This is a genomic window from Nisaea acidiphila (genome assembly GCF_024662015.1).
GTDB lineage: Bacteria > Pseudomonadota > Alphaproteobacteria > Thalassobaculales > Thalassobaculaceae > Nisaea > Nisaea acidiphila.
On sequence record NZ_CP102480.1, the window covers coordinates 2383117 to 2408152 of the forward strand.

Genomic DNA, 25036 nt, shown 5'->3' on the forward strand with positions numbered 1-25036 from the left:
CGAATGAGCCGTTGCCTTTTCGGAGGCGGAACCGCATTTTGTGCGGCATCGAATGACATGCGATCCGGAGACGGGATCAATGTATGACGTGATTGTCGTGGGTGGCGGCCATGCGGGCTGCGAGGCGGCGGCAGCGGCGGCCCGGATGGGTGCACGCACGCTTCTTGCCACCCACAAGATCGAGACCATAGGGGAAATGTCCTGCAACCCGGCCATCGGCGGTCTGGGGAAGGGTCATCTCGTGCGCGAGGTCGATGCGCTGGACGGTATCATGGGCCGCGCCATCGACCGTGCCGGTATCCAGTTCCGGATGCTGAACCGGAGCAAGGGCCCGGCCGTGCGCGGTCCGCGTGCCCAGGCGGACCGGGCGCTCTACCGCAAGGCCATTCAGGAGCTCCTGGCGGAGCAGGAGAACCTCACTGTCGAGGCCGCTTCCGTCGAGGATTTGCTGCTGGACGAAAGCGGCGCCATCGCGGGGATCGTCGTCGAGGGCGGGCACGAGATTCCGGCCGAGGCCGTGGTGCTGACGACCGGGACTTTCCTGCGCGGCGAGATCCATCTGGGCGAGGATCGCCGTCCTGCAGGCAGGGTGGGCGATGCGCCCTCCGTCGCGCTGGCCGAGACCCTGGCGCGCTTCGCGTTCCGCCTCGGCCGGCTGAAGACCGGCACGCCTGCGCGGCTCGACGGCACGACCATCGACTGGTCGGGGCTGCAGGAGCAGAAGGCGGACGATCCGCCGGAGCCCTTTTCCTATCTGACGGACCGGATCGAGGTGCCGCAGATCAGTTGCTTCATCACCTATACCAACGAGCGCACGCACCAGCTCATCCGCGACAACCTTCACCGCTCGGCGATGTATGGTGGGCGGATCGAAGGTGTCGGCCCGCGCTATTGCCCCTCGATCGAGGACAAGGTGGTCCGTTTCGAAGACCGCTCGCAGCACCAGATCTTTCTCGAGCCCGAGGGGCTGGACGATCCGACAGTCTATCCGAACGGAATCTCCACTTCTTTGCCGGAAGACGTGCAGCGCGAGATGTTCAAGACCATTCCGGGCCTTGAGAACGCGCGCATCATCCGCCCGGGCTACGCGATCGAGTACGATTACGTGGATCCGCGCGAGCTCTCGCATACGCTGGAAACCAAGCGCGTGCCGGGCCTCTATTTCGCCGGCCAGATCAACGGCACGACCGGCTACGAAGAAGCGGCGGCGCAGGGCCTGATGGCCGGCGTGAACGCCGCGCTCCGCACCGGCGGCCGGGACGAGCGTTTCGTGCTTGACCGGGCCGACGCCTATATCGGCGTGCTGATCGACGATCTCGTCACCAAGGGTGTCAGCGAGCCCTACCGCATGCTGACCTCGCGTGCCGAATACCGGCTGCGGCTGCGGGCCGACAATGCGGATCAGCGGCTGACCGCGAAGGGTGTCTCGATCGGCTGCGTGGGCACCGCGCGGGCAGGGGCTTTTAAGAGGAAGCTGTCCGCGGTGGAAGAGGGACGCGAGCTGGCCCGGACGCTTGGCGGCACGCCGAGCGCGTTGCAGCGGGCCGGTATCAAGGTCAACCAGGACGGCGTCTGGCGCAGTGCCTTCGACATTCTCGGCTACCGCACGGTGAGTTGGGAGAGCCTGACCCAGCTCTGGCCGGAGTTGGGCGGGCTTGAGCCCGCAGTGGCGGAGCAGGTGCGGATCGACGCACAGTACGCGGGTTATATCGAGCGCCAGGAAAGCGACGTTGCCGCCTACCGCCGCGACGAGGCGCTGGAGATCCCGGCGGATCTCGATTACGCCGGCATCCCGGGCCTCTCGAACGAAGTGCGGGAAAAGCTGACCCGCGTCGCGCCCCGCACGATCGGTCAGGCGGCCCGTATAGACGGGGTCACGCCCGCCGCCGTCATCCTGCTGCTGCGCCATGTGCGCCGTCTCGGCAGGTCAGCCGCGTGAGTCCAGAAGAATTTGCCGCACGTGCAGGCGTTTCACGTGAAACGCTGGAGCGGCTGAAAATCTATGCCGGCATGGTGGAGCGCTATCAGCGCGCCATCAATCTCGTCTCCCGGAACACGCTGAAGGATATCTGGCTGCGTCATTTCCTCGATTCCGCGCAAATCTTTCCCGAGCTTCCGCCGCATCATCAAAGATTGCTCGATATCGGCAGCGGCGCGGGCTTCCCGGGACTGGTTCTGGCGATCCTCGGGGCCCGCGACGTCCATCTCTGCGAGTCCGATCAGCGCAAGGCGGTCTTCTTGCGTGAAGCGGCGCGTGCGACCGGCACGGAGATCACCGTTCACGCTAGTAGGGTAGAATCGGTCAGCCCACTAGATGTTGATATTGTTACCGCGAGGGCACTCGCGACCGTCGATGTATTACTCGACTACTCCAGGCCGCATATGAAGGATGACGCGATTTGCCTTTTCTTGAAGGGTAGGGCGGTCGAGAAGGAATTGACTACCGCGCGAGAAAGATGGAATATGGCGGAAACCCTCACCCCGAGCTGGTCGGACCCCGAGGGATGTCTCTTGCGCTTGGAGGGCATATCTTATGTCGGAAGCCATGATGCTTAGGGGTGATGCCGCCGTAGCGCCCCGGATTCTGGCCGTTGTGAACCAGAAAGGCGGGGTCGGCAAGACCACCACCACGATCAACCTCGCGACCGCGCTGGCCGCTTGCCAGAAAAAAGTGCTGGTGATCGATCTCGATCCCCAGGGCAATGCGAGCACCGGGCTCGGCGTGCCGCGGAAGAACCGGGACGAGGATTCCTACTCGGTGCTGATCGGCGCCTCGGCAATCGCCGACGCGACGCTGGAGACCGAGGTGCCGCGTCTTTCCATCGTGCCGTCCTCGCAGGACCTTTCCGGCGCCGAGATAGAACTGGTCACCATCGAGGATCGTGAGTTCCGTCTGCGCGAGGCTCTGGTCCGACACATGGCGCCGGGCACGAACACCTATGACTATATTCTGATCGACTGCCCGCCCTCGCTTGGCCTGCTGACGCTCAATGCGCTGGTCGCCGCTGATGCCGTGCTCGTACCGCTGCAATGCGAGTTCTACGCGCTGGAGGGTCTGAGCCAGCTGATGCGGACGGTGGAGCGGGTCCGCACGGCTTTCAATCCGGATCTCGAGATCCAGGGTGTCGTACTGACGATGTTCGACCGCCGCAACAACCTGTCGCTGGCTGTCGCCGAGGATGTCCGAGAGCATTTTGGCGACAAAGTCTATCGCACCGTGATTCCCCGCAACGTCCGGGTCTCGGAGGCGCCTTCGCACGGACTGCCGGTGATCGTCTATGATATGCGCTGCACCGGGTCGCAGGCCTATATCCACCTGGCCAGCGAGGTCATGAAGCGCGAAAGGAGCATTGCCGCGTGAGTATGGAAAACGGCAGCGCCAAAAACCGCCGTCTCGGCCGCGGGCTCGCTTCGCTACTCGGAGAGGATGCGGCCGAGGGCGGTTCCGTTGACCGGCTGCAGCAGAGCCGGGCCGTTCCGATCGAGAAAGTGCATCCGGGCCGGTTCCAGCCGCGCCGCGTCTTCGACGAGGCGGAACTCGATGCGCTTGCGGACAGCGTGCGCGAGAAGGGCGTCATTCAGCCGATCCTGCTGCGCCGCGACCCGGACCGGGAAGGCACCTTCGAGATCATCGCCGGCGAACGCCGCTGGCGGGCTGCCCAGCGGGCCCAGCTGCACGAGATCCCGGCCCATATCCGCGAGTTCGACGACCGCGAGGCGCTCGAGATCGCGATCATCGAGAACGTCCAGCGCGAGGACCTCAACCCGCTGGAAGAGGCCGAAGGCTATCACCGCCTGGTCGAGGAGCACGGGCACTCCCAGCAGGAGGTGGCAAAGGCCGTCGGCAAGAGCCGAAGCCACATCGCCAACACGATGCGGCTCCTGGCGCTACCGACGGAAGTGCGCGGTTATCTCGATGCGGGCGAGATCACGGCGGGCCACGCCCGGGCTTTGCTGACGGCGGAGAATCCCGCGGCGCTCGCGGCGGAAGTCGTGCGGCGCAAGCTGAATGTCCGCGAGACCGAGCGGCTGGTACAGAAAGAGAAGCAGCCCACGACTTCGGGCGGCTCCAGGCAGCCGCGCCGCAAGGGTTCCGTGGAGAAGGATGCGGATACCCGCGCCCTGGAGAACGATCTCTCGCAGAAGCTGGGCATGCATGTCGAGATCGCGTCCGGAATCGACGGTCAGTCCGGCGCGCTGATGATCCGCTACGAGAGCCTGGAGCAACTTGATGCTTTGCTCGCCATCATGTCCGCGCCCCGAACGGTTGCGGCCGATCTGGGGTCTTCGGCGATGACCGGTTTCCTCGCTGATGTGCCGGACTATGATCAGGAAACGGCCGACGAGATTGCTAAGGCTGACGGCAGCTCGATCGATTTCAGCGAGATTCCCGCGAGCGGCGACACCACCCAACCGGCCTGAACCCGCATAATCCTCTTGAGGAACCTGTCAGCGGGCCGGCGCGCGTGTTCGGCCACGGGATGCGCTATAGGCAAGTCCCAGCAGCGTCTGTCCGGCAACGGATAGATCCGGAGTGCCTGTCGACTTGCATTGGGTTTCCGCTTCGGCAAGCCGGGAGAGGGCAAGTCGCAAGCGCTGGATCGGCCAGGCCCGGAGCTGGGCCATAAAGGCGGGCTTCACGGCGAAAAAAAGCGGCGGACGGAGTTTCTGAACCGCCTGATCCGCACTGTCGCCGGCCGCCATATGGGATGCCGCCTTGTGCAGGCGCTGGAAGTGGCGCAGCACCGCGCGAAGGACGGCAATGGCATTGAGCCCGTCAGCATAGCCGCGCTGCAACAGACGGTCTGCCGCAGCGATATCCCCGTTGGCGACCGCAAGCGCGATCTGGTCGAGGGCCAGCGCACTACTGTCGCCGACAAGCTGTTGCGCGTCTTGCAGGGTGGCTTCGCCGCCAGGCCCAACATAGAGCGCGAGCTTTTCCAGTTCCGAACGGGTGATTCTCCGGTCGCCCCCCAAATGCTCGACCATATAGGCGAGCGCATCCGGCGTAGCGCGGACTTCGAACGCGGAGAGCGTTTCGCGAATTACCGCGTCCAGTCCCGCCCCGCTGTCGAGATAGCAGGGGATCGCGGCCGCCCGGCTTTCGGATTCGAACAGCTTGCGCAGTTTGGAGCGGGCTTCCAGCGCACCGGCCTCCAGAATGACGAGACTGTCCCCGGTCTCGGCCCCAAGCGCCAGTTCCGCTGCCGGGGTGACGACGTCCGTAGCGCCCCGCAGCCGCACCAGCCGCCGCCCGCCGGTGAGCGAGATGGCCGCCGCCTCGTCGGCAATCCTGCTCGGTTCTTCCTTCAGGTTTTCCGGAGTAAGGTCGGCAACCTGAAACGGGTCCGACAGATCCTCGACGACGGTCTTCGCAATCCTGTCCGAAACCTCGCGCACCTGGCCGCCATCCGGTCCGTAGATCAGGACGGCCCGGACATGTTCGGGCGGGCGGCGGATGAAACCGGCAATCTCATTGGATTTCAGCTTCATCGATCCTCCGGATCAGGTGCCGCGGAGACGGTTGAAATAGAGTCCGAGCCGGAGCCGGATGTCCTCGCTGATCTCGTCGGCGGCGCGCCGGCGGGCGTCCTTCTCCGCGGCAAGGTCGGCGAAATCGGAATCCACCCGGTTGAAGGTCGTGGTTGATTCCGACTGGCCGCGCTGCACCGGTTTTCCGGTCTGCAGGTCGACCAGGGCAAAAGTGGCGACCATCCGGAGCTTGGAATAGGTCGAGGTCGCGTCTTTCAGGATGACCAGATTGGTCCGGGTCTCGTTGAGCCCGATATCCAGCCGGTAGCGCGGTTGCGACGGAACTCCGCGCGGCGTCAACTTGTCACGCAGACTGTTCCGCAACAGCTGTCCGGCGCGGTCCGGAATCGGAGAGATTTTGATCACGGCCAGATCCGACGTCACCGCACTCTGCCGCCCGTTCTCTCCGGCCCGCTTTCCGTATACCGGCTGAAAGCCGCAGGCCCCGAGAACCAGGAGCAGCAGGAGGGCGGCGGAGGGAAGAACTCTAGGCAACGATATTCACAATCTTGTTCGGGACCACGATCACCCGGCGCGGCGGCTTGCCATCCAGGATCTTCTGGACATTCTCAAGGCCAAGGGCAGCCTCCTCCACACCGGACTTATCCGCATCGCGTGCAGCTTCTATGGTTCCGCGCAACTTCCCGTTGACCTGTACGGCGATGGTAAGCGTGTCATCGCGTACCAAATCCTCGTTAAAGGCGGGCCAGGCCACGTCCGTCAGCAAGCCTTCGCCGCCGAGTTCGACCCAAAGCTCCTCAGCGATATGCGGAACCATCGGCTCGATCAGGCGAACAAGGGTCTCGTAACCGTAACGGCGGGCCCAGGCGGAACCCTCGTCATCGCCGTCGAGATCGGCGAGCGTGTTGCTGAGCTCGCGGACCTGGGCGACGGCGGTGTTGAAGCGGAACCGTTCGACCGCCTCGCCGATGCCCTTGATTGCCTTGTGCACGGCCTTTTCGGCGGATTCCGCCTTGCCGGACAGCTCGGCCGGTCGAGCTGTCCCATGTGGTGCGAAGGGTTTCGCCGGTTCGGTGATCAGGCGCCAGAGACGGCTGAGATACCGCCACGCGCCCTCAACCCCGGCTTCCGTCCATTCCAGATCCCGCTCGGGCGGGGAGTCGGACAGCATGAAGAGGCGTGCAGTATCGGCACCGTAGGCGCCGATGATATTTTCCGGGTCGACCACGTTGCGCTTCGACTTGCTCATCTTCTCGATGCGGCCGGTCTTGACCGGAGCGCCGTCGGCGACGGTCACATACCCGGAACCTTCCTTGCGCACCTCGGTCGGGAACAGCCAAGCGCCGTTCTGGTCCTTGTAGGTCTCGTGGCAGACCATGCCCTGGGTCATCAGACCCGCGAACGGTTCGTCGAGTTCGAGATATCCGCACTTTCTCAGTGCGCGTGTGAAGAAGCGCGAATAAAGCAGGTGCAGGACCGCATGCTCGATGCCGCCGATATACTGATCGACCGGGAGCCAGTATTCCGCCGCTTCCTTGGAGAAAGCATTCTCCGCCTTGGCATCTGCGAAGCGCGCGAAATACCAGGAGGATTCGAAGAACGTGTCGAAGGTATCGGTCTCGCGCTCGGCCTTGCCGCCGCATTTCGGACAGGAGACATGCTTCCAGGTCGGATGTCTGTCGAGAGGATTGCCGGCTCCCTCGAAATCGACGTCTTCCGGCAGCTCGACCGGCAGGTCGGCTTCCGGAACCGGAACTTCTCCGCAATCCGGGCAATGGATGAACGGTACCGGGCAGCCCCAGTACCGCTGGCGCGAGACGCCCCAGTCGCGCAGCCGGTAGGTCGTGGTCTTCTCGCCCTGACCGTTCTTCTGCAGGCGCTCGGCGACCGCACTTTTCGCCTCGTCGACAGCAAGCCCGTCCAGAAAGTTCGAATTGTAGATTTTGCCAGGCCCCACATAGGCCTCCGTCCCGACCTCGAAGCTCTCCGGATCGGCATCCGGCGGCAGAACCACCGGGGTGACCGTGAGATCGTATTTGCGGGCGAAATCGAGATCGCGCTGATCGTGCGCCGGGCAGCCGAAGATGGCGCCGGTGCCGTAATCCATCAGCACGAAATTCGCCACATAGACCGGCAGCTCCCAGGTGTCGTCGAACGGGTGCACGGCTTTCAATCCGGTATCGAAACCCTTCTTCTCGGCCGTCTCGATCTCGGTCTCACTGGTTCCCATCCGGTTGCACTCGGCGATGAACTCGGCCAGTGCCGGATTGTTCTCGGCAACCTTGGCGGCCAGTGGATGGTTCGCGGCGATGGCGCAGAACGAGGCGCCGAAGAGCGTGTCCGGACGGGTGGTGAAGACCTCGAGCTTCTCGCTGTCATCTTTGATGTCGAAGAAAACGCGCGCGCCGTCCGATTTGCCGATCCAGTTGTGCTGCATCAGCGTGACCCGGTCAGGCCAGCGATCGAGCCCTTCGAGCGCATTCAGAAGATCGTCGGCATATTCGGTGATCTTCAGGAACCATTGCGACAACAGCCGCTTTTCGACCGGCGCGCCGGAGCGCCAGCCCATGCCGTCGATCACCTGCTCGTTGGCGAGCACCGTGTTCTCGACGGGATCCCAGTTGACCCAGCTCTCCTTCTTGTAGGCGAGGCCCGCCTTGTAGAAGTCGAGGAACATCTTCTGCTCGTGCTTATAATAAGAAGGATCGCAAGTCGCGACCTCACGCCGCCAGTCATAGGACAGCCCCATGCTCTTGAGCTGGTCGCGCATGGAGGCGATGTTCTCATGCGTCCATTTGGCCGGATGCACGCCGCGTTCGAACGCGGCATTCTCCGCCGGCAGTCCGAATGCGTCCCAGCCCATCGGATGCAGAACGTTGAAGCCTTTCGCTTTCTTGTAGCGCGCCACGAGGTCGCCGAGGGTGTAGTTGCGCACGTGACCCATATGGATGCGCCCCGACGGATAGGGGAACATCTCAAGCACGTAATATTTCGGCTTGTCCGGGTCTTCGCTTACTTCGAAGCAGTGCTCTTCATCCCAGATGCGCTGCCACTTCGCCTCGGTTTCGCGGAAATTGTAACGGGACATCTCTCGGCCTTGATCATTGGCGCCGGTGCGCCTGCTCGTTCTTGTAGCCCGGTTCCCCGCCGGAACCGGGCAATCTCAGTTGTCACACGGCGGCACTCAGTTTCCGGTGCTGCCGATCCGGAGCTGGCGTGCGCGTGTAAGAATAGCGTCTTCGAGGTCCCGGTGGAGCTTCTCCTGCGTTCCCATATCCTGCCATTGCCCCTCGGCGCCAAGACGCTGCTTGAACACCTTTGCGCGCACACCGTCGGACCGGAGTGCGCGATCGAGAATGAAGATGTTGATCTTGAAGCGCTCGCTCGGGGTATCCGGCGGGGAGTACCAGTCTGTGATGATTACCCCGCCGAACGGGTCCGCGGAGGCAAGCGGCATAAAGGAGATCGTGTCGAGCGAGGCGCGCCAGAGAAAGCTGTTGACCGCGATACCCGAGCCGAGCGCGGCCTGCTGCTGATCGTCATTGTCCTCGCCGAACAGGACGAACCCGTCATCGCCGAAGATCTTCTCGTCTTTCTCGTAAGTCGGTCTGCCGCCCGGACCGGACTGCGGATACTCATATTCGATATCCGCGCCCTCGCAAGCGGCGAGCGCAAACACACCGAGCAGAGCTACGAGCCGTAGCCGTCTGCCCATCACGGAAAATGCCGGAACCCTCAAATCAGCCAAGATTTGTACTCGCCTTTATCATACGGTCGAGACGCCTTTTACCGTTTCTGCTGCCTGTGAACAACTTGCCATATGGTGCATCCGCCCCTGACCGCAAGAAACCGGATAAATCCGTTGTCTGGCACGGGTTTGTGGCATTTTCGCCACATTGAGACAGATTTGCATAAATGCCCGGCGTGTCTTTCTTGACGGTCATTGGGCGACAGAATAGTGATGCTGTGACGTCAGGTTAGGGGGTTAAGCAGATTATCTGCATTCATCTGACCGCGTTACTTCAACCGATGACTCTCGGGAGTAGGGGAAAATGAAAAAGGTTCTTCTCGGAACGACCGCGATTGTTGCCGCTGGCATGATCGCTTCGCCGTCCGCGGACGCTGCTGAAAAGCTCAAAGTGTCCATCGGCGGTTACATGGAACAGTGGTTCGGTTACGTCTCTCAGGACGAGCAGGACAGCAACACCGCTGACTACAGCGGCTTCGACGTCAAGTCCGACGCCGAACTGCACGCCAAAGGCATGACCACCCTGGACAACGGCATCTCTGTCGGCATCAACGTCCAGCTGGAAGCCAACAGCAACACCAGCGACCAGATCGACGAATCGTACATGATCATCAAAGGCAACTTTGGTGAAATCAACATCGGTTCCGAGAACTCCTCGCTGTACAAGATGAACTATGCTCCGGCTGAGTATGGTATCGGCATCAACTCCGGCGACCAGTCTTCCTGGGTCACCAAGCCGTCCAACATCTCCGGCTCGTTCTTCCGCAGCCCGTTCGGCTCCACCAACGTCGAGCCGGCCCGGACCAACGACTCCGAAAAGCTGACCTACTACACGCCGCGTATCGAAGGCTTCCAGCTTGGTGTGTCCTACATCCCGACCACCAGCCAGGACAGCAACGCGCAGCCGGATCGTAACTCCGACATCACCGACGGTTACACCATCGGCGCCAACTTCAAGCGCGACTTCGGTGGCTTCGACCTCGGCATCTCCGGCGGTTACGGCACCTTCACCGATGGCCCGTCCGGTCAGGACGATCCGTCGGCTTGGTCCGCTGGCCTGACCGTTGGCTTCGGTGGCTTCTCCCTCGGCGCTTCCTACGCCGGTTCTGAAGGCACCACCGACGCCGACGAAAACGAAGGCTTCAACATCGGTGCTGCTTACGCGAGCGGCCCGTGGGGCGTCAGCCTCGGCTACTTCCATGGCGAGCGTGACGGTTCCACCACTGCTGGTGTGACCTCCGGCCAGGCCGACCACGACACCTTCGCTCTGTCCGGCAAGTACGCGCTGGGCCCGGGCGTCACCGCCGCCGGTACCCTCGGTTACACCGAGTACGAAACCGACGACACCGGTGTTGCCGACAACTCCACCGACGGCACCTACTTCGTCGTTGGTCTGAAGCTGTCCTTCTAATCCGGCTTCGGATAGAGACTTTCGGAAAGGGGCCGCCTCGCGCGGCCCCTTTTCATTTGGCGCGAAGAAACGAATTACCGCGCGCCCCTATGGAACTCACCGCACCCCTGATATACACATCCCGTCGGGACCGAATTCAGGGGACACAGCCGTGCAGTTCGAGAATTTCTTCAAGAAAATCACGCGCGACCAGTTCTTGAGTGATTACTGGGACAAGGCCTTTTATTTCGAGGAAGGTGCCTTCGATCCGGTCGATGCGCTCTTCAGTTGGGATCAGATGAACGATCTGATCAACCGGTCGAAGCTCTGGAATGCGAATTTCATGGAAATGGCGGTCGACGGCAATGTCTTGCCGTCCGAGCAATATTGCCGTCCCGGCCGCGACCGGCGCGGGGCGAACCTGCCGGTTCCGGATCCCGAGCGCGTCCGTTTCCTGATGTCGAAGGGCGCGAGCCTCGTGCTCGATTTCATCGAAGGCATCCATCCCTCGGTGCAGGATGCGACCCGGTTCATCGAGCGCCTGACGGGTACCCACGCTTCCTGCAATGCCTATTGTTCCTGGAAGAGCGTCCAGGCCTATCATTCGCATTTCGACACCATGTGCGTTTTCGCCATTCAGATCGAGGGCGAGAAGACTTGGAATATCTACCAGGGGCGCGTGAACGAGGCGATCGACGTCCCGCGCGTGCGGCCGGGCGATTTCTCGCGCGAACAGCATGACCAGCAAAAAGGTCCGATCCTGAAGCAGATCGTGATGCGGCCGGGCGACGTCCTCTATCTCCCGCGCGGCCAGTATCATGACGCGATGACGACGGACACCGCCTCGCTGCATCTCTCCTTCGGGGCGACCTATGTGGACGGTCATGCCTCGCTGAACATGCTGATGCCGTTCCTGCACCAGGACGAATTCTGCCGGAAACGAATCCCACATTTTGACGATGGTCAGGAGCTGGAGACTTATATCACGGAGCTCGGCCAAAATGTTGCGGAACATATGGCTCGTCCTGAGTTCCATCAGCAGATCCGCGGCTATCTGATGTCCCAGGTTGCGGACAAGGTGGTGCGGCACACTCTGCCGGACCGCACGCCGGACATCTATTTCATGGTCACGCGCCGACCGGTGAAGCTTACCCGCCGGGGACCGGCTGCGAGCCTCAGCGGCGAGGGCTTCAGCCTCGATATCGCAAAGGAAGATTATCCCGTCGTCGAGCACATTGTCGGCAGCGAGGAGATCTGGCTCTCGGATCTGCGCGCCGCATTTCCGGACAGAGTCCCTCAATTCGAGGCGTTGCTCGGCGCCCTGGTTCAGAACGGCGTGATCTGGCGCTTGCGCGGATGAGCGGGCCCGGTACCACGACATGAGCGGTATTCTCTGGCTCGCCTCCTTCCCGAAGTCGGGGAATACCTGGCTTCGCATCTTCATCGAGAACCTGTTCCGCAACAGTGTGGAGCCGGTCTCGATCAACGATCTCGGAGTCGTCCGCTACGGCGATATGATGGGCCCGCTCTACGAGCAGCTTGCCGGTAAGCCGCTCGACCAGTTGAACGACGCGGAAATTCATGCGCTCCGGGGGCCGTTACAGAAGTCCTGGGCATCGCAGCCGGAAACCGCGATCGCGAAGACTCACAACGCTCTGATGCTGCATGAGGGTGCGCCGCTCATTCACCTGGAACATACTGCGGGCGCAGTCTATGTGGTGCGCAACGTCTATGACGTAACGGTTTCTTATGCCGATCATTACCGGCTCGGCCTCGACGACGCGGTGGAGGCGATGACCTCCGATCTCCAGACCACGAAAACCAGCAAGGCCGCCGTGTTCCAGATTCTTGGAACCTGGACCGACCATTACCGAAGCTGGCATGCCGTGGAGAATTTCGAGCCGCTCACGCTGAAATACGAGAGCATGGCGAGAAGTCCGGTCAAGGCGTTCGGATCCTTCATGCGCTATCTCGGCGTGCCGAAGGATCCGGAGCGACTGAAACGGGCGATCCGCAACAGTAGTTTCTCCGTGGTCGCCGGGCAGGAGAAGAAGACCGGTTTTCGCGAGCGGGTCCATCAGTCGCAGAAATTCTTCCGTACCGGAGGGGTCGGCGGTTATCGCCGGGTCCTGAGCGAGGACCATGTGAAGCGGCTGACCGAGCGCCACTACGACCTCCTGCTGGAACTCGGATATATTTCCAAGTCCGGCACACCTAGGATCTGAGGCCCTGAACCGACGCCATGAGCGATCCCTCGTCCGATTTCGATCCCGTTCGCCGGCTCGCCGCCGCCGGGCGCTGGCGTGAAGCGCGTGAGCGCTATCAGCGGATCCTGAAGAAGGCGGGACGTGACTGGCGGCCTTATTATCTGGCCGGCATGCTCGAGGCGTCCGGCGGCGATTTCGACCGGGCGGAACGTGCGCTGACCAAGGCCAGCGCGCTTGCGCCAGAGGAGCCACAGGTCGCTATCAATTTCGCTCAGGTCCTGATGCATCGCGGAGAGACAGGCCGGGCCCTTGAACTGCTGGATCCCTTCGGGCGCCGGCTGCGCGCGAGTCCGCCGGTTCAAAAGCTCTACGGAACGCTTCTTCTCGAAGCCGGCCGCGAGCCGGAAGCAAAAGAGGCGCTGGAGACCGCCCTTGCCGGGGGAGACGATCCGGCGGTTCTGAACAATCTGGCCTTGATCGCGCGGGCCGGAGGCGATCTGCACCGTGCGGCAACATTGCTGGAGCGGGCGCTTGGAAAGGACGAGGGGTTTGAAGTCCGCAACAACCTCGCGGCCGTCTATGTCGCGCTCGGCAGGTTCGATTCCGCGCGCGCGCTGTTTGACGCGATCCGGGCAATGGCCGGACTCGATCCCAGGGCGCATCGGGCGCTCGCAACCTATCTTCGGGATACCGGGCAGCTGACGGACGCCGTGACGGCGGCGCGACGGGCGGTCGCCGCCGATCCGTCTGCGGCCTCTTCCTATGCGATGCTCGCCGAACTCGAGGATCGGAAATCGTCACTCGACGAGGCGCTTCTGGTGTCCCGACGCGGCCTGAAGCTGTCGCCGTCCGATCAGCATCTGACGGCACTGTCGGGACGTTCGCTGCGTCGCCTGAAACGCGCGGACGAGGCAAGGCAGTTGCTGGAGCCGGCGGCGAAATCTGCAACGCCGGGACCCGATACCCATCGCCTCGGCTTCGAACTGGCACAGAGCCTGGATGCACTCGGCGACTATGACGGCGCCTTTTCGTGGTTCGAGAAGGCGAACCGCGTGCAGCTGGAGCAGGCGAGGGGCGCCCTTGCCGATCCGGCGAAAGCCTTCGCGGAAGTGGCCGCGCTTACGGTCGCATTCGAGAGCGCTCCCACCTGGTCCGGAGCGACGCCGGAAGAGACCGACAGCGAGACGGATCCGGTGTTTCTGGTCGGCTTCCCGCGCTCGGGTACTACCTTGCTCGACCAGGTCCTGGATGCTCATCCCCGGGTCCAGGTGCTGGAGGAGCGGCCGCTGATCACGGGGCTTGCCGCCAATCTCGGTGCGGATGGCGGTCTTTATCCAGGAGCGCTCGAAACGTTGTCCGAGGACCGGCGGAAGGAGCTGCGGGAAGGTTACTTTGCCGCCCGTAACAGGTTCCTCAAACCTGCCGACGGCGCCATTTTCGTCGACAAGATGCCTCTGAACATCGTCCATGCCGGGCTCATCCTGCACATCTTCCCGAAGGCTCGATTCATTCTCGCGTTGCGTCATCCCTGCGACGTGTGCCTGAGTTGCCTGATGCAGAGCTTCGCGCTCAATCACTCGATGGCAGTATTCTGTTCGCTTGAGGATACGGCCCGCTTCTACCGCGGGGTCTTCGCGCTCTGGCAGCTTTATCGGACGCACTTGAACCCGCCGGTGGTCACGGTGAAATATGAGGACATGACGCGGGACCTGCAGGGCGCCGCCGGACCCGTGCTCGAGTTTCTCGGCCTGGACTGGGATGACAGACTGGCCGAGTTCCACATACATGCCCGCTCGCGGGGGCATATCGCGACACCGAGTTATGCCCAGGTGACGCAACCGCTCTACAATCATGCGGTCGCCCGCTGGAAACGTTACGGAACCGTGATGACAGAATTAGCCGCAACCCTGGAGCCTGAAATTGACCGGCTCGGCTATGGAGAGTGACAGGATGGATCAGGCACCCAACGAGGTTGCGGTAGACATTGCGGCGAACCTGCAGACCGTGAGGGATCAGATAGCGGCTGCGGCGAAAACCGCCGGGCGCGCGCCGGACGAAGTCACGCTTGTCGCGGTCGGCAAGGTCCAGCCGGTCGAGCGGGTGGAGGCGGCGCTTGCTGCGGGCCAGCGGATCTTCGGTGAAAACCGGGTACAGGAAGCGCAAGGCAAATGGCCCGCGCTGAAGGAACGATTTCCCGACGTTACGCTTCATCTGATCGGGCCGCTTCAAACCAACAAGGCGGCGGATGCGATAGCGCTGTTCGATGTCATCGAGACCGTGGACCGCCCGAAACTGGCCCGTGTCCTGGCGGCGGAAATGACAAAGCAGGGCCGCGCGCTGGAATGCTTCATTCAGGTCAATACTGGCGAAGAGGAGCAGAAGGCCGGCGTGCTTCCCGCTGAAGCGGATGCGTTCATCGCGACTTGCCGGGATGAGCACGGCCTCAATGTGACCGGGCTGATGTGCATTCCCCCGGCGGACGAGGAGCCGGCGCTGCATTTCGCGCTGCTGCGGGAGATTGCCCGACAGCACGGGCTCGAAAAGCTCAGCATGGGAATGAGCGGCGATTACGAGACTGCCATCGAGTTCGGCGCCACCCATGTCCGGGTCGGCACGGCCATATTCGGGCAGCGTCAGAAACCCGCGGGATAGCTAGCCGGTTGCGAGGTGGGCCGGCACGACGATTGCGCCCGTGCCGCCGCATTGCCTTAGGATATCGAGGAGGTCCGGCAGGGCGAGGGCGATGCAGCCCTCAGTTCCGGAAAAATCGGGACGCGCGACATGCATGAAGATGGCGCTGCCCCGGCCCGGGACCGGCGGATCGTCATTATATCCGAGTTCCACCACCACATCGTAGACCGCATCCTCGCGCATGAGCCGCTCGTGGGAATGCGCGTAAGGCAGGGCGACGAGGCGATTGTAGTTCTCAGGATCTGCCGGATCGTCGCTCCAGCCGTGCGTCTCCCGGATGGCAATCGGGTCCGGACATCCCGCCGGCGGCTGCATGCGGTCTGCGCGAAAGAAGATCCGCTGTAGTGGAAACCGGCCGACCGGTGTGGCGCCGTCGCCTTCCTGCTTTTTCGTGCGGATGCCGCCCTTGCCGGTGGCGCAGCGTAACCGTCTTCCCTCAATCTCAAGTGCATAAGTCCCGCCGTCACAGGCCCTGAGAACGAGGTCCACCGAGTTTCTCCATCATCGGGAAGGGCCGATGCGGCGTTAACCCGTCTGCTGGCCCGGAACCTTCATGGTTTCATATTTGTCGAGGGCCTTCATCATCCAATCGGCCAGGCCGGCACGGTTCGCAGGCGGGGCCGGAGCGACAGAAGCGGTTTCGGTCTGTCCCGCGCCGCGGTTCTTCAGGCCCGGCTGGGTCAGGGAGGGGAGCGAAGGTCCGCGCTTGCGGGTGGCGGCCTTGGCCTGGCTCTCGCGGATCAAAGCGTCGAGGCCGCTGCCGGAAACGCTCTGGAGGGAGGGCCCGGACTCCTGTTTCTGCGTGATCACGCCGCTCGTCCAGTCGACGGCGCCGCCGGCGCGGCCGGGCGTGCCGAGAGCGCTGGCCTGGGCATAGGCGGCAAGGGCCTGCGGGGACGGCAGATTGCCGAGATCGGCTTTGGGCTGCGGTACGGTTTGCGGTTGTGGGGCGATCTCCGCCGGTGCTTCGGCGAGCAATGTTTCCGTCTGCGGAGTTTCGATAGTGGAAGGTGCGGCATCGTCGCCGGTGAGCTGCGCGACCATTGTACTGCCGATATCGGCGCCGGCCTCGGCTTCGACGAAGAGATTGGCCGCGCTTGCGATCAGTCCGGCCGGTCCGCCATAGAGCGTCCCGCCGGCCATGCGTGCCGCGGGTTCGATGGTGTCGCCGGTGATCTCGCGATAGAGCGTGGAGATGAAAGGCAGATGCTGGAGCGGATTGACGATGTCGAGGAAGTCATCGAACCCGAAGCCGTCCGAACCCCAGCCGTCGTCACCGCTCGCGCCGGCGGCGGTCTCGACGTAATCGCTCCGGACATCCTCCTTCACGTCGCGTTCCCCGGACGGGAAGGACTGGGACCACCAGGCAGGTTGTGCCGCAGCTTGAGTGACTTCCATTGCAAGGCTCCTTTTGCCTCGCAGGGAATGCAAGCCTCGTACCAGCTAGCGGAGACTTTTCCGAAGTCTGCGTAGGGTCGGCGGAATCGCTCAGAAAAGATGTCCCGTGCGGGACGCCTTGGTGCGGAGATAGCCTTCGTTGTGACTGTTCGACGGGAAGATATGAGCCACCCGTTCGACGACATCGACACCGCTGTTCCGGAGCTGGGAAATCTTTTCCGGATTGTTGGTCATCAGGCGGACCGATCGCACGCCAAGCTGGCGCAGCATTTCGGCGGCGGTGAGATAGACGCGCTCGTCGGCTTCGAAGCCAAGCTGTTCGTTCGCGTCAACCGTATCGCTGCCGAGGTCCTGTAGCTGGTATGCGCGCAGTTTGTTTATGAGCCCGATATCCCGGCCCTCCTGAGCGAGGTAGAGCAGGATGCCGGAGCCTTGGCTGCCGATTTCCTTAAGTGCTCCACGTAGCTGATCGCCGCAATCGCAACGCAGGCTGCCGAGCAAATCGCCTGTCAGGCATTCGGAATGCAGGCGTACAAGTACGGGGGCTTCCAGGTCCGGGTCGCCGACAATGATCGCAAGATGCTCCTCGCCGCCATCGGCGGGACGGAAGGCGACGATACGGGAATTTTCCGCGTCGGCGAGCGGGACCCGGGCGGTGGCGACCCGACTGAGGCGCCGGGCACTGGCTTCCACGTAGCCCTCGACATCTGATGCGCTCAGAGACAGCAGGCCGCTCGCATGTGCCCAGCGCGCCGCCTCGGCGGCTTTCACGTCGCTCACCCGGGCAACGACGACGGACGGCAGGAGCCGAGCCCATTTCGAGAGCTGCACGGAGGCGGGTCCGAGCCGGCCGGCGCGGACCGGCACGATGGTCAGGCTCTGGCGCAGGGTTCCGAGTTTCTCCGGCTCGAAAAGCGGGTCGGCGATCTGCCGCACCAGGGCCGCGTCCACGCCATGCGGCAGGGCCATGCTGGAATAGGGGGGAATGGTCTCGTTGCCGGTGATGTCGCGCGCCCGATTTTTCGGCACGATCACCGATGGCAGGCTGCCGGCAAGCCGCACCATGGCGGCGAGCGCCACCTCGTTCGCCATCTCGGCGGCGAGTACGAGCAATACGCTCTCGTCGGCGGAACCGTGGAGCAGCACCAGACCGCCCCGGCGGAGTTCCGAGATCGCGCGGTCGACGGAGGTCTGGGTCGAGGCGGCGGCTTTGCCGCCGGCCAAAGGCTGTGTGTCTTCCATGGCCGCATCATCTTCCGCGCGCGGCCAAGGTCAAGTTCCTTGAACCATCGCGGCGCGTAACGCACTGTTTCCGAAAAGCGAGGGGAAAGGTGGGACGGCCATGGCGCTTTTCAAATCCTATGATCGCGCGGGGCTCGATCGGGAATATGACAACCGGAAAAAGGTCGCCAACAGCGCGGAGATCTCGGCCGCCTGGGAGGCGAAGGGCGCCGAGGTGCGCGGGCAGTTCTCCTCCGACCTGGACATTCCCTACGGAACGCACCCCCGCCAGCGTGTCGACATCTTCCCGGCCGCCAAGCGCGATGCGCCGGTTCTGATCTTCATTCATGGCGGTTACTGGCATATGCGCGACAAGAGCATTGCGCATTTCCTGGTTCCGACCTTCATCGCTGCGGATATCCATTTCGTCTCCGTAGGCTACCGGCTGTGCCCGGAGGTTTCGGTTTCGGACATTGCCGACGATATCCGTGCAGCGATCGGATGGGTGTCCGAGAAGGCCGGAAGCTTCGGCGGCAATCCCGCGAGGCTTTACCTCGCCGGGCATTCGGCGGGCGGTCATCTTGCCGCCTTTATGGGAGGCCCGGCGGGCATGGCTCCAGGGGTTCTGAAAGGTGTCTGTTCCGTGAGCGGGCTGCACGATCTGGAGCCGATCCGGCTCAGCTACCTGAACGACGTTCTTTCGCTGACGGAGGGTGAGGCAAAAGCCCTGTCCCCGGTCGCCCGGGTCCGGGAAGCGGAAGGCGCGGGCCTCCGGCTGCCGCCGCATTTGCTCACCGTCGGCGCGAAAGAGGGGCCGGAATATCTGCGTCAGCGCGATGCGCTTGCCGGCGCCCTGAGGGAAAAGCGACAGCCTGTCGAGCTGGTTGATTTGCCGGATCGCGATCATTTTACCGCGCTTGAGGCGTTCGGCGACCCGCACCATCCGCTTTGCCAGAGCATGCTCCGGCTGATCCTCGCGCCGTCCTTCTGAGGAGGGAGACAGTCATGTTCGATCAGGTTCTGGTGGCGCGGATCGGCGATACGGAGATCGCCCGGGCAGCGGAGCGGGAAACGCTGACAATCGAGGGAAGCGTCTATTTTCCGCCGGAAACCGTCAATTTCGAGCTGTTGCGGGAGAGCGAAATGCGGACCCGTTGTCCCTGGCGCGGCGAGGCGCTCTATTATGACGTTTTGGATCAGGACCGTATTGTCACGAATGCCGCGTGGTCCTATCCGAGGCCGACCAAGAAAGCGGCAAGGATCCGGAACTTCGTCAGTTTCTGGAAAGAGGTTATTGTCTCACCACTTTAAGCCTCTGGTATTCGGGCCTCGTTCTACTTAAGTGTGGGTTTCTATTCATTGCATGGGTCGTTGCGGGTGATGGTGAACGGAAAAAAGGTCCTGTTGGTCGAGGATGACGAAGCCCTTCGGGTCACGTTGAGCGAGCAACTGGAACTGCATGAGGAATTTGCGGTGCACGCGGTGGAAAACGGCGCCGAGGCGCTGGAAACCGTCAAATCCGCCCATTTCGATCTCATTTTGCTCGATGTCGGCCTGCCGGACATGGACGGGCGCGATGTCTGCCGCTTGATCCGGCGCAACGGCGTGAAATCTCCGATCGTCATGCTGACCGCCCAGGACGGCGATGCCGATACGATCCTCGGGCTCGATGCCGGGGCGAATGACTATGTCACCAAGCCATTCAAGATCGCAGTGCTTCTGGCCCGCATGCGCGCCCATCTGCGCCAGCACGAGCAGAGCGACGATGCGGTCTTCACCATCGGTCCCTACAGCTTCCGTCCGAGCGCTAAACTGCTGATAGACGAAGCGAAGAACAAGAAGGTGCGCCTGACGGAAAAGGAAACCGCGATCCTTAAATATCTCTACCGGACGGGCGGACGCATGGTGAAGCGCGAGACCCTTCTGAACGAGGTCTGGGGCTACAATGCCGGTGTCACCACGCACACGCTTGAAACCCATGTTTACCGGCTACGGCAGAAGATCGAGACGGATCCGTCAAATGCGCAGATTCTGGTGACCGATCCCGGCGGTTACCGTCTTGTTCCCTAATCCTGCTATGATCAAATAGAGGCTTGTCCCGATTTGATCTTTTCAGGTCGCCGCCGGTCATGCAGACTTCAGCTCCAAATAAACCGGCAATTTAGCCAGAAAGTGGCTGGGGGGATCGATCTTGTCGCCGGGAGCGGAATTTTACGTCCGGATCTGGGGTGCCCGCGGGAGCCTTGCCTGCCCGGGACCGGATTTTGTGCGCTACGGCGGCAACACAGCTTGTCTTGAGGTCCGCTGCGGCGAGCGTCTCTTCATCCTCGATGCCGGCACGGGCCTGCGCAATCTCGGCATTGCGCTCGACAAGGCGGGCCCGGTGGACGCGGACCTGCTCTTTACCCATTCTCATCTCGATCACATCGGCGGCCTCCCGTTCTTCACCTCCGCTTTCAAGAAGGGGAACGTGTTCCGGGTCTGGGCGGGACATCTTTCCGGCGACCAGGATATGCGCGACGTGATCGCCCGGTTGATGTCTTCTCCGCTCTTCCCCGTGCCGCTCGAGGTGTTCCAGTCGGAACTTGCCTTCAACAATTTCGCACCCGGCGACACGCTTGAGTTCGGGCCGGGGATTTCGGTGCGCACGGCCATGCTGAACCATCCGCAAGGCGCCATCGGGTATCGCTTCGATTTCGGCGGCAAGTCGATCTGCTACATCACCGACACGGAGCATCGCCCGGGCGAGCTGGACCGGAATATCCTCGAACTGGTCCAAGATGCGGACGTGATGATCTACGACGCCTGCTACACGGATGAGGAATTTCCGAAATATGTCGGCTGGGGGCACTCGACCTGGCAGGAGGGAATTCGTCTCGCGGACGCGGCAGGCGTCCGGCAGCTGGTCCTCTTTCACCACGATCCGAGTCACACGGACGAGATCATGGACGAGATCGTGCGCCGCGCGGACGAGCGCCGTCCCGGGACCATTGCGGCCCATGAAGGTCTGACGATCACACCTTGATATGACCCAGTTCTCTCGCCTTTCAGCGGGCCATACCTGGCGCCGGCTCAAGCTGGGCCTATGTACAATTCTTGGCATTAAACCAATGGGTTACTTCATGCCCTACCGCTATGCCGCGGAAGTTCCGAATAGCGGTAGTCGGTATGAGTGGGTCGAAGAGCGCTTCAGAGGCGGGGCGCTACCGCACATGATGGCGACGCTGACGGAAATCGAGAGCTACCGGGAGGCGCTCCTCGCGATTGGAAGTTCGCCGCCGCCGGAGCCGCGCTGGGCGCAGGACTGGTTCCCCGCCCTCGACGCGGCGGCGGCCTATGTGTTCGTGCGTACGCGGCGGCCGGCGCGGATCCTTGAGATCGGGTCCGGACACAGCACGCGGTTTCTTGCCCGGGCTGTCCGGGACGGCGGCCTCGCGACGGAGATCACTTGCATCGATCCGGCGCCACGGGCGGATCTCTCCGGCACCGGCGTCCGGTTCCTGAATCAGACCATCCAGCAGACCGCGATGGCGGATCTGCCGGAACTCGGCCCCGGTGACATCCTGTTCCTGGATTCAAGCCACCTGGTGCTGCCGGGCTCGGATGTCGATCTTGTGCTCAATCATCTCCTGCCCACGCTTCCGGCGGGGCTGCTGGTGCATATTCACGACATAGTGTTGCCCGATCCCTATCCCGAAGCCTGGGCCTGGCGCACATATAACGAACAGCAGTTGGTTGCCGCTTTGCTTTCGGGAGGTGGTTTCGAGGCGCTCTTCTCGAGCCACTTCGCGCGCTCGCGGCTGCTCGGCAAGGCGGATTGTCCGGATCTCGGGTGGCTCCCGCTGCCGGATGGCGCGCTGGAGACCTCGCTCTGGCTCGAGAAACGCTAGAAAAGGCCGGAATGGCGGAGACGACGCGACAGCAGGTTCAGGATAAGGCTCAAGACCGTCTGCCCGGCAGGGTGGAGGCCGCGATCCGCGAGCAGGAGGCTCAGAACGAGGTCCTGATCGGCTGGGTCCAGCTGACCGTGGTCTCGATCTGGGCCATCCTTTATGGGCTTTCGCCGAAAACCTTCGCTGAGACCGCGCGTTTCGAGCCCATCCCGTGGGTACTCAGCGCATATTTCGGCTTCACTGTTCTGCGGCTCGTGCTGTCCTATCGCCGGTTGCTGCCGCCTTGGTTCCTCGCACTCTCGGTGATCGGCGACATCGCTCTGCTGATGATCACGATCTGGAGCTTTCACCTGCAATACGAGCAGCCGGCCTCTTTCTATCTGAAAGCGCCGACGGTGCTTTATGTTTTCATCTTCATCGCTCTGCGCTCCTTCCGGCTGGAGGTCGGCTATGTGCTGCTCGCCGGGATCGGCGCGGCTCTCGGCTGGCTGGCGCTGGTCGCTTACGCCATGATCGTCGATCCGTCGGATCCGATGGTCACGCGCGACTATGTGCACTACCTGACTTCCAATTCGGTCCTGATCGGCGCCGAGTTCGACAAGGTGCTCTCGATCCTGATGGTGACGGCGATCCTCGCGGTGGCGATCCATCGCGGCCGGCGCCTTCTGGTGCGGGCCGTGGCGGAAGGCATGGCGGCGCGCGAGCTCTCGCGCTTCTTCGCGCCGGAAGTTGCGCGCAAGATCACCGGTGCGGAGGCGGAACTGGCCGCCGGCAGCGGTGACCATCGCGACGCGACCATTCTCTATATCGATATTCGGGGCTTCACGGCTTTGAGCGCGCGGCTGGAACCGCAACAGATCCTGCGGATTCTAGCGGACTACCAGGCACTGGTCGGTCCTGTCCTGCGGCGGCACCGCGGCAGTATCGACAAGTTTCTAGGCGACGGTGTGCTCGCCACGTTCGGCGCGGCGGTGCCGGATGCCGATCATGCCGCGAACGCCTTGCGGGCAATGCGGGACATGCTGAAGGCCACAAGGGATTGGACGCCCGATTCCGCGCTGCTGGCGCCCGGCGAGCTGCGGATTTGCATGGCGGCCGCAAGCGGACAGGTCGTCTTCGGTGCGGTAGGCGATGCAGAGCGGCTTGAATATACCGTGATCGGGGATGCGGTGAACCGGGCCGCTAAGCTTGAGAAACATACCAAGAGGCTTGGTGTACGTGCTGTCTGTGACCATGCGACGCGCGCGCTCGCCGGAACGGCGCCAGACCTCCCCGTACTTGTCACAAGTGGTGAGCACGCGGTCGAGGGCATTGATGGCGGGGTCGAGATTTTCGAGGTCAGGGAAGCCTGAATGGCTGGGGCGGCAGGATTCGAACCTGCGCATGGCGGTACCAAAAACCGCTGCCTTACCGCTTGGCTACGCCCCAATCGCGGCGGAAGATAGTCAGAAACGGTAATCCTTGCAACTGCTTCGATCCGGGAGCCTTAACATATCGCGGTTGAGCAGTTAGACTCTTCAGATCCTTTGGCTTTTCGAGGTTGAAGACGGAAATGGCCAAGTCGGTACTGCCATGGAGCCTGAAAGGCGTCTCGCCCGAGGCGCGTGAGATCGCAAAGAAGGCTGCCGCACAGCAAGGCATGACGATCGGCGAATGGGTCAGCGCGGCGATCCGCGATGTCGGCCCGAACCACGATGCATCCTCTCCGCCGGTTCCGGTTTCGGCCGTAACCGATGAGGCTGTTCCGGTGGCCGTGGACGAAGACGCGTTGCGTGCCGCCGTCCGTGAACGGATCTATGAGGCGGAGGAGCAGGTCGCTCATATCGTCGGTCCGCTGCAGGATATCATTGAGCAGATGTCCCGCCGCCTGACCCGTCTCGAAGAGCAGGTCGAGGATAGTGCCGGTGAAGAGGACCGGTCTCCGCCACCGCGTCGGCTCGACGGCTGGTAAGCGGCACTTCCGCCGACTCAACGACCGCAAATCTACCCGGTCATATCGAGTGCTGCATATCCTTGCAAAAGCGCGGAATATATTGCGCTACCGGGTAACCTTTGGTATTTTTCCGTCACTTGTTGACCACATGATTGGTCCGGCTCCGGAAATGAGGCAAAGGCGGGTTATCGGTTGTCAGGTAAATCTCCCTGGAGCGTGAAAGGGGTCTCTGCCGAAGATCGCGAGGCGGCGAAGATCGCCGCGCGCAAGGCCGGTATGCCGATCGGTGTCTGGTTGAGCGAACAGATCCGTCTGGCGGCGAGCGATAAGCCGGCGCCCGAGCCTGCAGACATGGCCGAGCCGGAGACCCGCATGGCACCGGAACCGGAACATGATGCGCCGCATCCCGGTACTGGCGGCGGTTCGCGCGAGCGACATCGAGGCGGTCAGGTCGATCCGCGCTTCGCATTCGGGCGCGGGCAGTGGAGCGTTGCGGAAGAAGCGGTCGATAGCGGCATGGTCGCGACCGCGTCGGCCGGGTATCCGTGGCAGTTTCGCGGCCACGCGCAGGCTGCGCCCCCGGCCGTAGCGCATGCGCCGATGCCGGCCAACACCAGCTACGCCCCCCCTGTGCCACAGATGCGGCATCCGGTTCCGGCCCCGGTACAGCCGGGACTTTCCCAGCCGGAGGGCGATGCGCTCGTCAAACGGGTCGAGAGTCTGGAAGGTCGGCTGGAAGATCTCGCATCCCGGATCGATGCCGTGGAAGAGAGGACACTTTCCCGTTTCGAGCCCGTGCTGGGCAAGATCGAAGCGCTTACGGCCGAGGTCGATGAGTTGAATGCCCGCCCTGCTGCCTTGCCCGCATCCGATGAAGCGGCCTTCTCTACTGCCCCGATCGAGCGCGCCGTCATGCGGCTCTCGGAACGCCTCGGGCGCGTCGAACGTCGTGTGATGCCCGGGCAGAAGTCCGGTGGCGGCTTCTTTTCCCGTCTGTTTCGTCGCGGGTAGCGCTACCGCGATTTTGCGTATAAATTGTTTTAAAGCGGCAAGTTAGAGGGT

Annotated in this window: 24 protein-coding genes and 1 tRNA gene; 17 read left to right on the forward strand and 8 right to left on the reverse strand. The window is 62.8% G+C overall.

Annotation, left to right across the window (positions count from 1 at the left end; genetic code table 11):
• The first annotated feature begins 79 nt into the window (after positions 1–79).
• The 4 genes from mnmG to NUH88_RS10990 are packed head-to-tail and all read left to right on the forward strand — an operon-like array spanning position 80 to position 4422.
• The gene (mnmG, locus tag NUH88_RS10975; RefSeq protein WP_257766452.1) at positions 80–1939 is read left to right on the forward strand and encodes a tRNA uridine-5-carboxymethylaminomethyl(34) synthesis enzyme MnmG; all 1860 of its coding nucleotides are present in this window, start codon (positions 80–82) and stop codon (positions 1937–1939) included.
• Positions 1936–2556, forward strand: a complete 621-nt coding sequence (gene rsmG, locus NUH88_RS10980) for a 16S rRNA (guanine(527)-N(7))-methyltransferase RsmG (RefSeq protein ID WP_257766453.1) — start codon at positions 1936–1938, stop codon at positions 2554–2556. Before mnmG ends, rsmG begins: the two co-directional genes overlap by 4 nt.
• Positions 2534–3361 (forward strand): ParA family protein, encoded by an 828-nt coding sequence (locus NUH88_RS10985; protein ID WP_257766454.1) that lies wholly within the window; start codon positions 2534–2536, stop codon positions 3359–3361. Before rsmG ends, NUH88_RS10985 begins: the two co-directional genes overlap by 23 nt.
• A 2-nt stretch (positions 3362–3363) precedes the next feature.
• Complete coding sequence (locus NUH88_RS10990) at positions 3364–4422, forward strand: ParB/RepB/Spo0J family partition protein (protein WP_257772190.1); 1059 nt, start codon at positions 3364–3366, stop codon at positions 4420–4422.
• Between the two features lie 27 nt (positions 4423–4449).
• Here NUH88_RS10990 and holA read toward each other — a convergent pair whose 3' ends face one another.
• The 4 genes from holA to NUH88_RS11010 form a co-directional block, all read right to left on the reverse strand.
• The gene (gene holA / locus NUH88_RS10995; protein WP_257766455.1) at positions 4450–5493 is read right to left on the reverse strand and encodes a DNA polymerase III subunit delta; all 1044 of its coding nucleotides are present in this window, start codon (positions 5491–5493) and stop codon (positions 4450–4452) included.
• Between the two features lie 12 nt (positions 5494–5505).
• Complete coding sequence (lptE, locus tag NUH88_RS11000; protein WP_257766456.1) at positions 5506–5898, reverse strand: LPS assembly lipoprotein LptE; 393 nt, start codon at positions 5896–5898, stop codon at positions 5506–5508.
• A 121-nt stretch (positions 5899–6019) separates the two neighbouring features.
• Positions 6020–8581 carry a leucine--tRNA ligase gene (gene leuS, locus NUH88_RS11005; RefSeq protein ID WP_257766457.1) on the reverse strand — a complete coding sequence of 854 codons (2562 nt, stop codon included), beginning with the start codon at positions 8579–8581 and terminating at the stop codon, positions 6020–6022.
• 96 nt (positions 8582–8677) lie between these two features.
• The gene (locus NUH88_RS11010) at positions 8678–9208 is read right to left on the reverse strand and encodes a DUF3576 domain-containing protein (protein WP_257766458.1); all 531 of its coding nucleotides are present in this window, start codon (positions 9206–9208) and stop codon (positions 8678–8680) included.
• Positions 9209–9545: 337 nt separating this feature from the next.
• On the opposite strand from NUH88_RS11010, the gene NUH88_RS11015 reads away from it, so the two are divergent.
• From NUH88_RS11015 to NUH88_RS11035, 5 genes are all read left to right on the forward strand, one after another.
• Positions 9546–10652, forward strand: a complete 1107-nt coding sequence (locus NUH88_RS11015) for a porin (RefSeq protein ID WP_257766459.1) — start codon at positions 9546–9548, stop codon at positions 10650–10652.
• A gap of 151 nt (positions 10653–10803) precedes the next feature.
• Positions 10804–11991 (forward strand): JmjC domain-containing protein, encoded by a 1188-nt coding sequence (locus tag NUH88_RS11020; RefSeq protein ID WP_257766460.1) that lies wholly within the window; start codon positions 10804–10806, stop codon positions 11989–11991.
• A 19-nt stretch (positions 11992–12010) separates the two neighbouring features.
• Positions 12011–12856, forward strand: a complete 846-nt coding sequence (locus NUH88_RS11025) for a sulfotransferase domain-containing protein (protein WP_257766461.1) — start codon at positions 12011–12013, stop codon at positions 12854–12856.
• A 17-nt stretch (positions 12857–12873) separates the two neighbouring features.
• Positions 12874–14784: a tetratricopeptide repeat-containing sulfotransferase family protein gene (locus NUH88_RS11030; protein WP_257766462.1), complete on the forward strand. Its 1911-nt coding sequence runs from the start codon at positions 12874–12876 to the stop codon at positions 14782–14784.
• A gap of 4 nt (positions 14785–14788) precedes the next feature.
• Positions 14789–15490, forward strand: a complete 702-nt coding sequence (locus NUH88_RS11035; protein ID WP_257766463.1) for a YggS family pyridoxal phosphate-dependent enzyme — start codon at positions 14789–14791, stop codon at positions 15488–15490.
• On the opposite strand, the gene NUH88_RS11040 is transcribed toward NUH88_RS11035, so the two are convergent.
• The 3 genes from NUH88_RS11040 to ribA all read right to left on the reverse strand — a co-directional run bounded on the left by NUH88_RS11040 (position 15491) and on the right by ribA (position 18169).
• A complete protein-coding gene (locus tag NUH88_RS11040) occupies positions 15491–16018 on the reverse strand; it encodes a L,D-transpeptidase family protein (RefSeq protein ID WP_257766464.1) in 528 nt (175 codons plus the stop codon). It lies immediately after the preceding gene.
• Between the two features lie 36 nt (positions 16019–16054).
• Entirely contained in the window at positions 16055–16927 is an 873-nt protein-coding gene (locus NUH88_RS11045; protein ID WP_257766465.1) for a hypothetical protein, read from the reverse strand.
• Positions 16928–17017: 90 nt separating this feature from the next.
• A complete protein-coding gene (gene ribA / locus NUH88_RS11050; RefSeq protein ID WP_257766466.1) occupies positions 17018–18169 on the reverse strand; it encodes a GTP cyclohydrolase II in 1152 nt (383 codons plus the stop codon).
• Between the two features lie 100 nt (positions 18170–18269).
• Between ribA and NUH88_RS11055 the strand changes: the two genes are divergently transcribed.
• From NUH88_RS11055 to NUH88_RS11080, 6 genes are all read left to right on the forward strand, one after another.
• Positions 18270–19139 carry an alpha/beta hydrolase gene (locus NUH88_RS11055; protein WP_257766467.1) on the forward strand — a complete coding sequence of 290 codons (870 nt, stop codon included), beginning with the start codon at positions 18270–18272 and terminating at the stop codon, positions 19137–19139.
• 14 nt (positions 19140–19153) lie between these two features.
• Positions 19154–19459 (forward strand): DUF427 domain-containing protein, encoded by a 306-nt coding sequence (locus NUH88_RS11060; RefSeq protein WP_257766468.1) that lies wholly within the window; start codon positions 19154–19156, stop codon positions 19457–19459.
• A gap of 69 nt (positions 19460–19528) precedes the next feature.
• The gene (locus NUH88_RS11065) at positions 19529–20218 is read left to right on the forward strand and encodes a response regulator transcription factor (RefSeq protein ID WP_257766469.1); all 690 of its coding nucleotides are present in this window, start codon (positions 19529–19531) and stop codon (positions 20216–20218) included.
• Between the two features lie 121 nt (positions 20219–20339).
• On the forward strand, positions 20340–21173 hold the full coding sequence (locus tag NUH88_RS11070; RefSeq protein ID WP_257766470.1) for an MBL fold metallo-hydrolase: 834 nt from the start codon (positions 20340–20342) through the stop codon (positions 21171–21173).
• An 85-nt stretch (positions 21174–21258) separates the two neighbouring features.
• Positions 21259–22038 carry a class I SAM-dependent methyltransferase gene (locus NUH88_RS11075; RefSeq protein WP_257766471.1) on the forward strand — a complete coding sequence of 260 codons (780 nt, stop codon included), beginning with the start codon at positions 21259–21261 and terminating at the stop codon, positions 22036–22038.
• Between the two features lie 11 nt (positions 22039–22049).
• A complete protein-coding gene (locus tag NUH88_RS11080) occupies positions 22050–23393 on the forward strand; it encodes an adenylate/guanylate cyclase domain-containing protein (RefSeq protein ID WP_257766472.1) in 1344 nt (447 codons plus the stop codon).
• Position 23394: 1 nt separating this feature from the next.
• Here the strand turns inward: NUH88_RS11080 and NUH88_RS11085 are convergent.
• A tRNA-Gln gene (locus tag NUH88_RS11085) sits at positions 23395–23469 on the reverse strand.
• Between the two features lie 124 nt (positions 23470–23593).
• Here NUH88_RS11085 and NUH88_RS11090 point away from each other — a divergent pair.
• Both NUH88_RS11090 and NUH88_RS11095 read left to right on the forward strand, forming a co-directional pair.
• Positions 23594–23992: a magnesium transporter CorA family protein gene (locus NUH88_RS11090; RefSeq protein WP_257766473.1), complete on the forward strand. Its 399-nt coding sequence runs from the start codon at positions 23594–23596 to the stop codon at positions 23990–23992.
• Positions 23993–24166: 174 nt separating this feature from the next.
• Positions 24167–24985, forward strand: a complete 819-nt coding sequence (locus NUH88_RS11095) for a hypothetical protein (protein ID WP_257766474.1) — start codon at positions 24167–24169, stop codon at positions 24983–24985.
• The last annotated feature ends 51 nt before the right edge of the window (positions 24986–25036 follow it).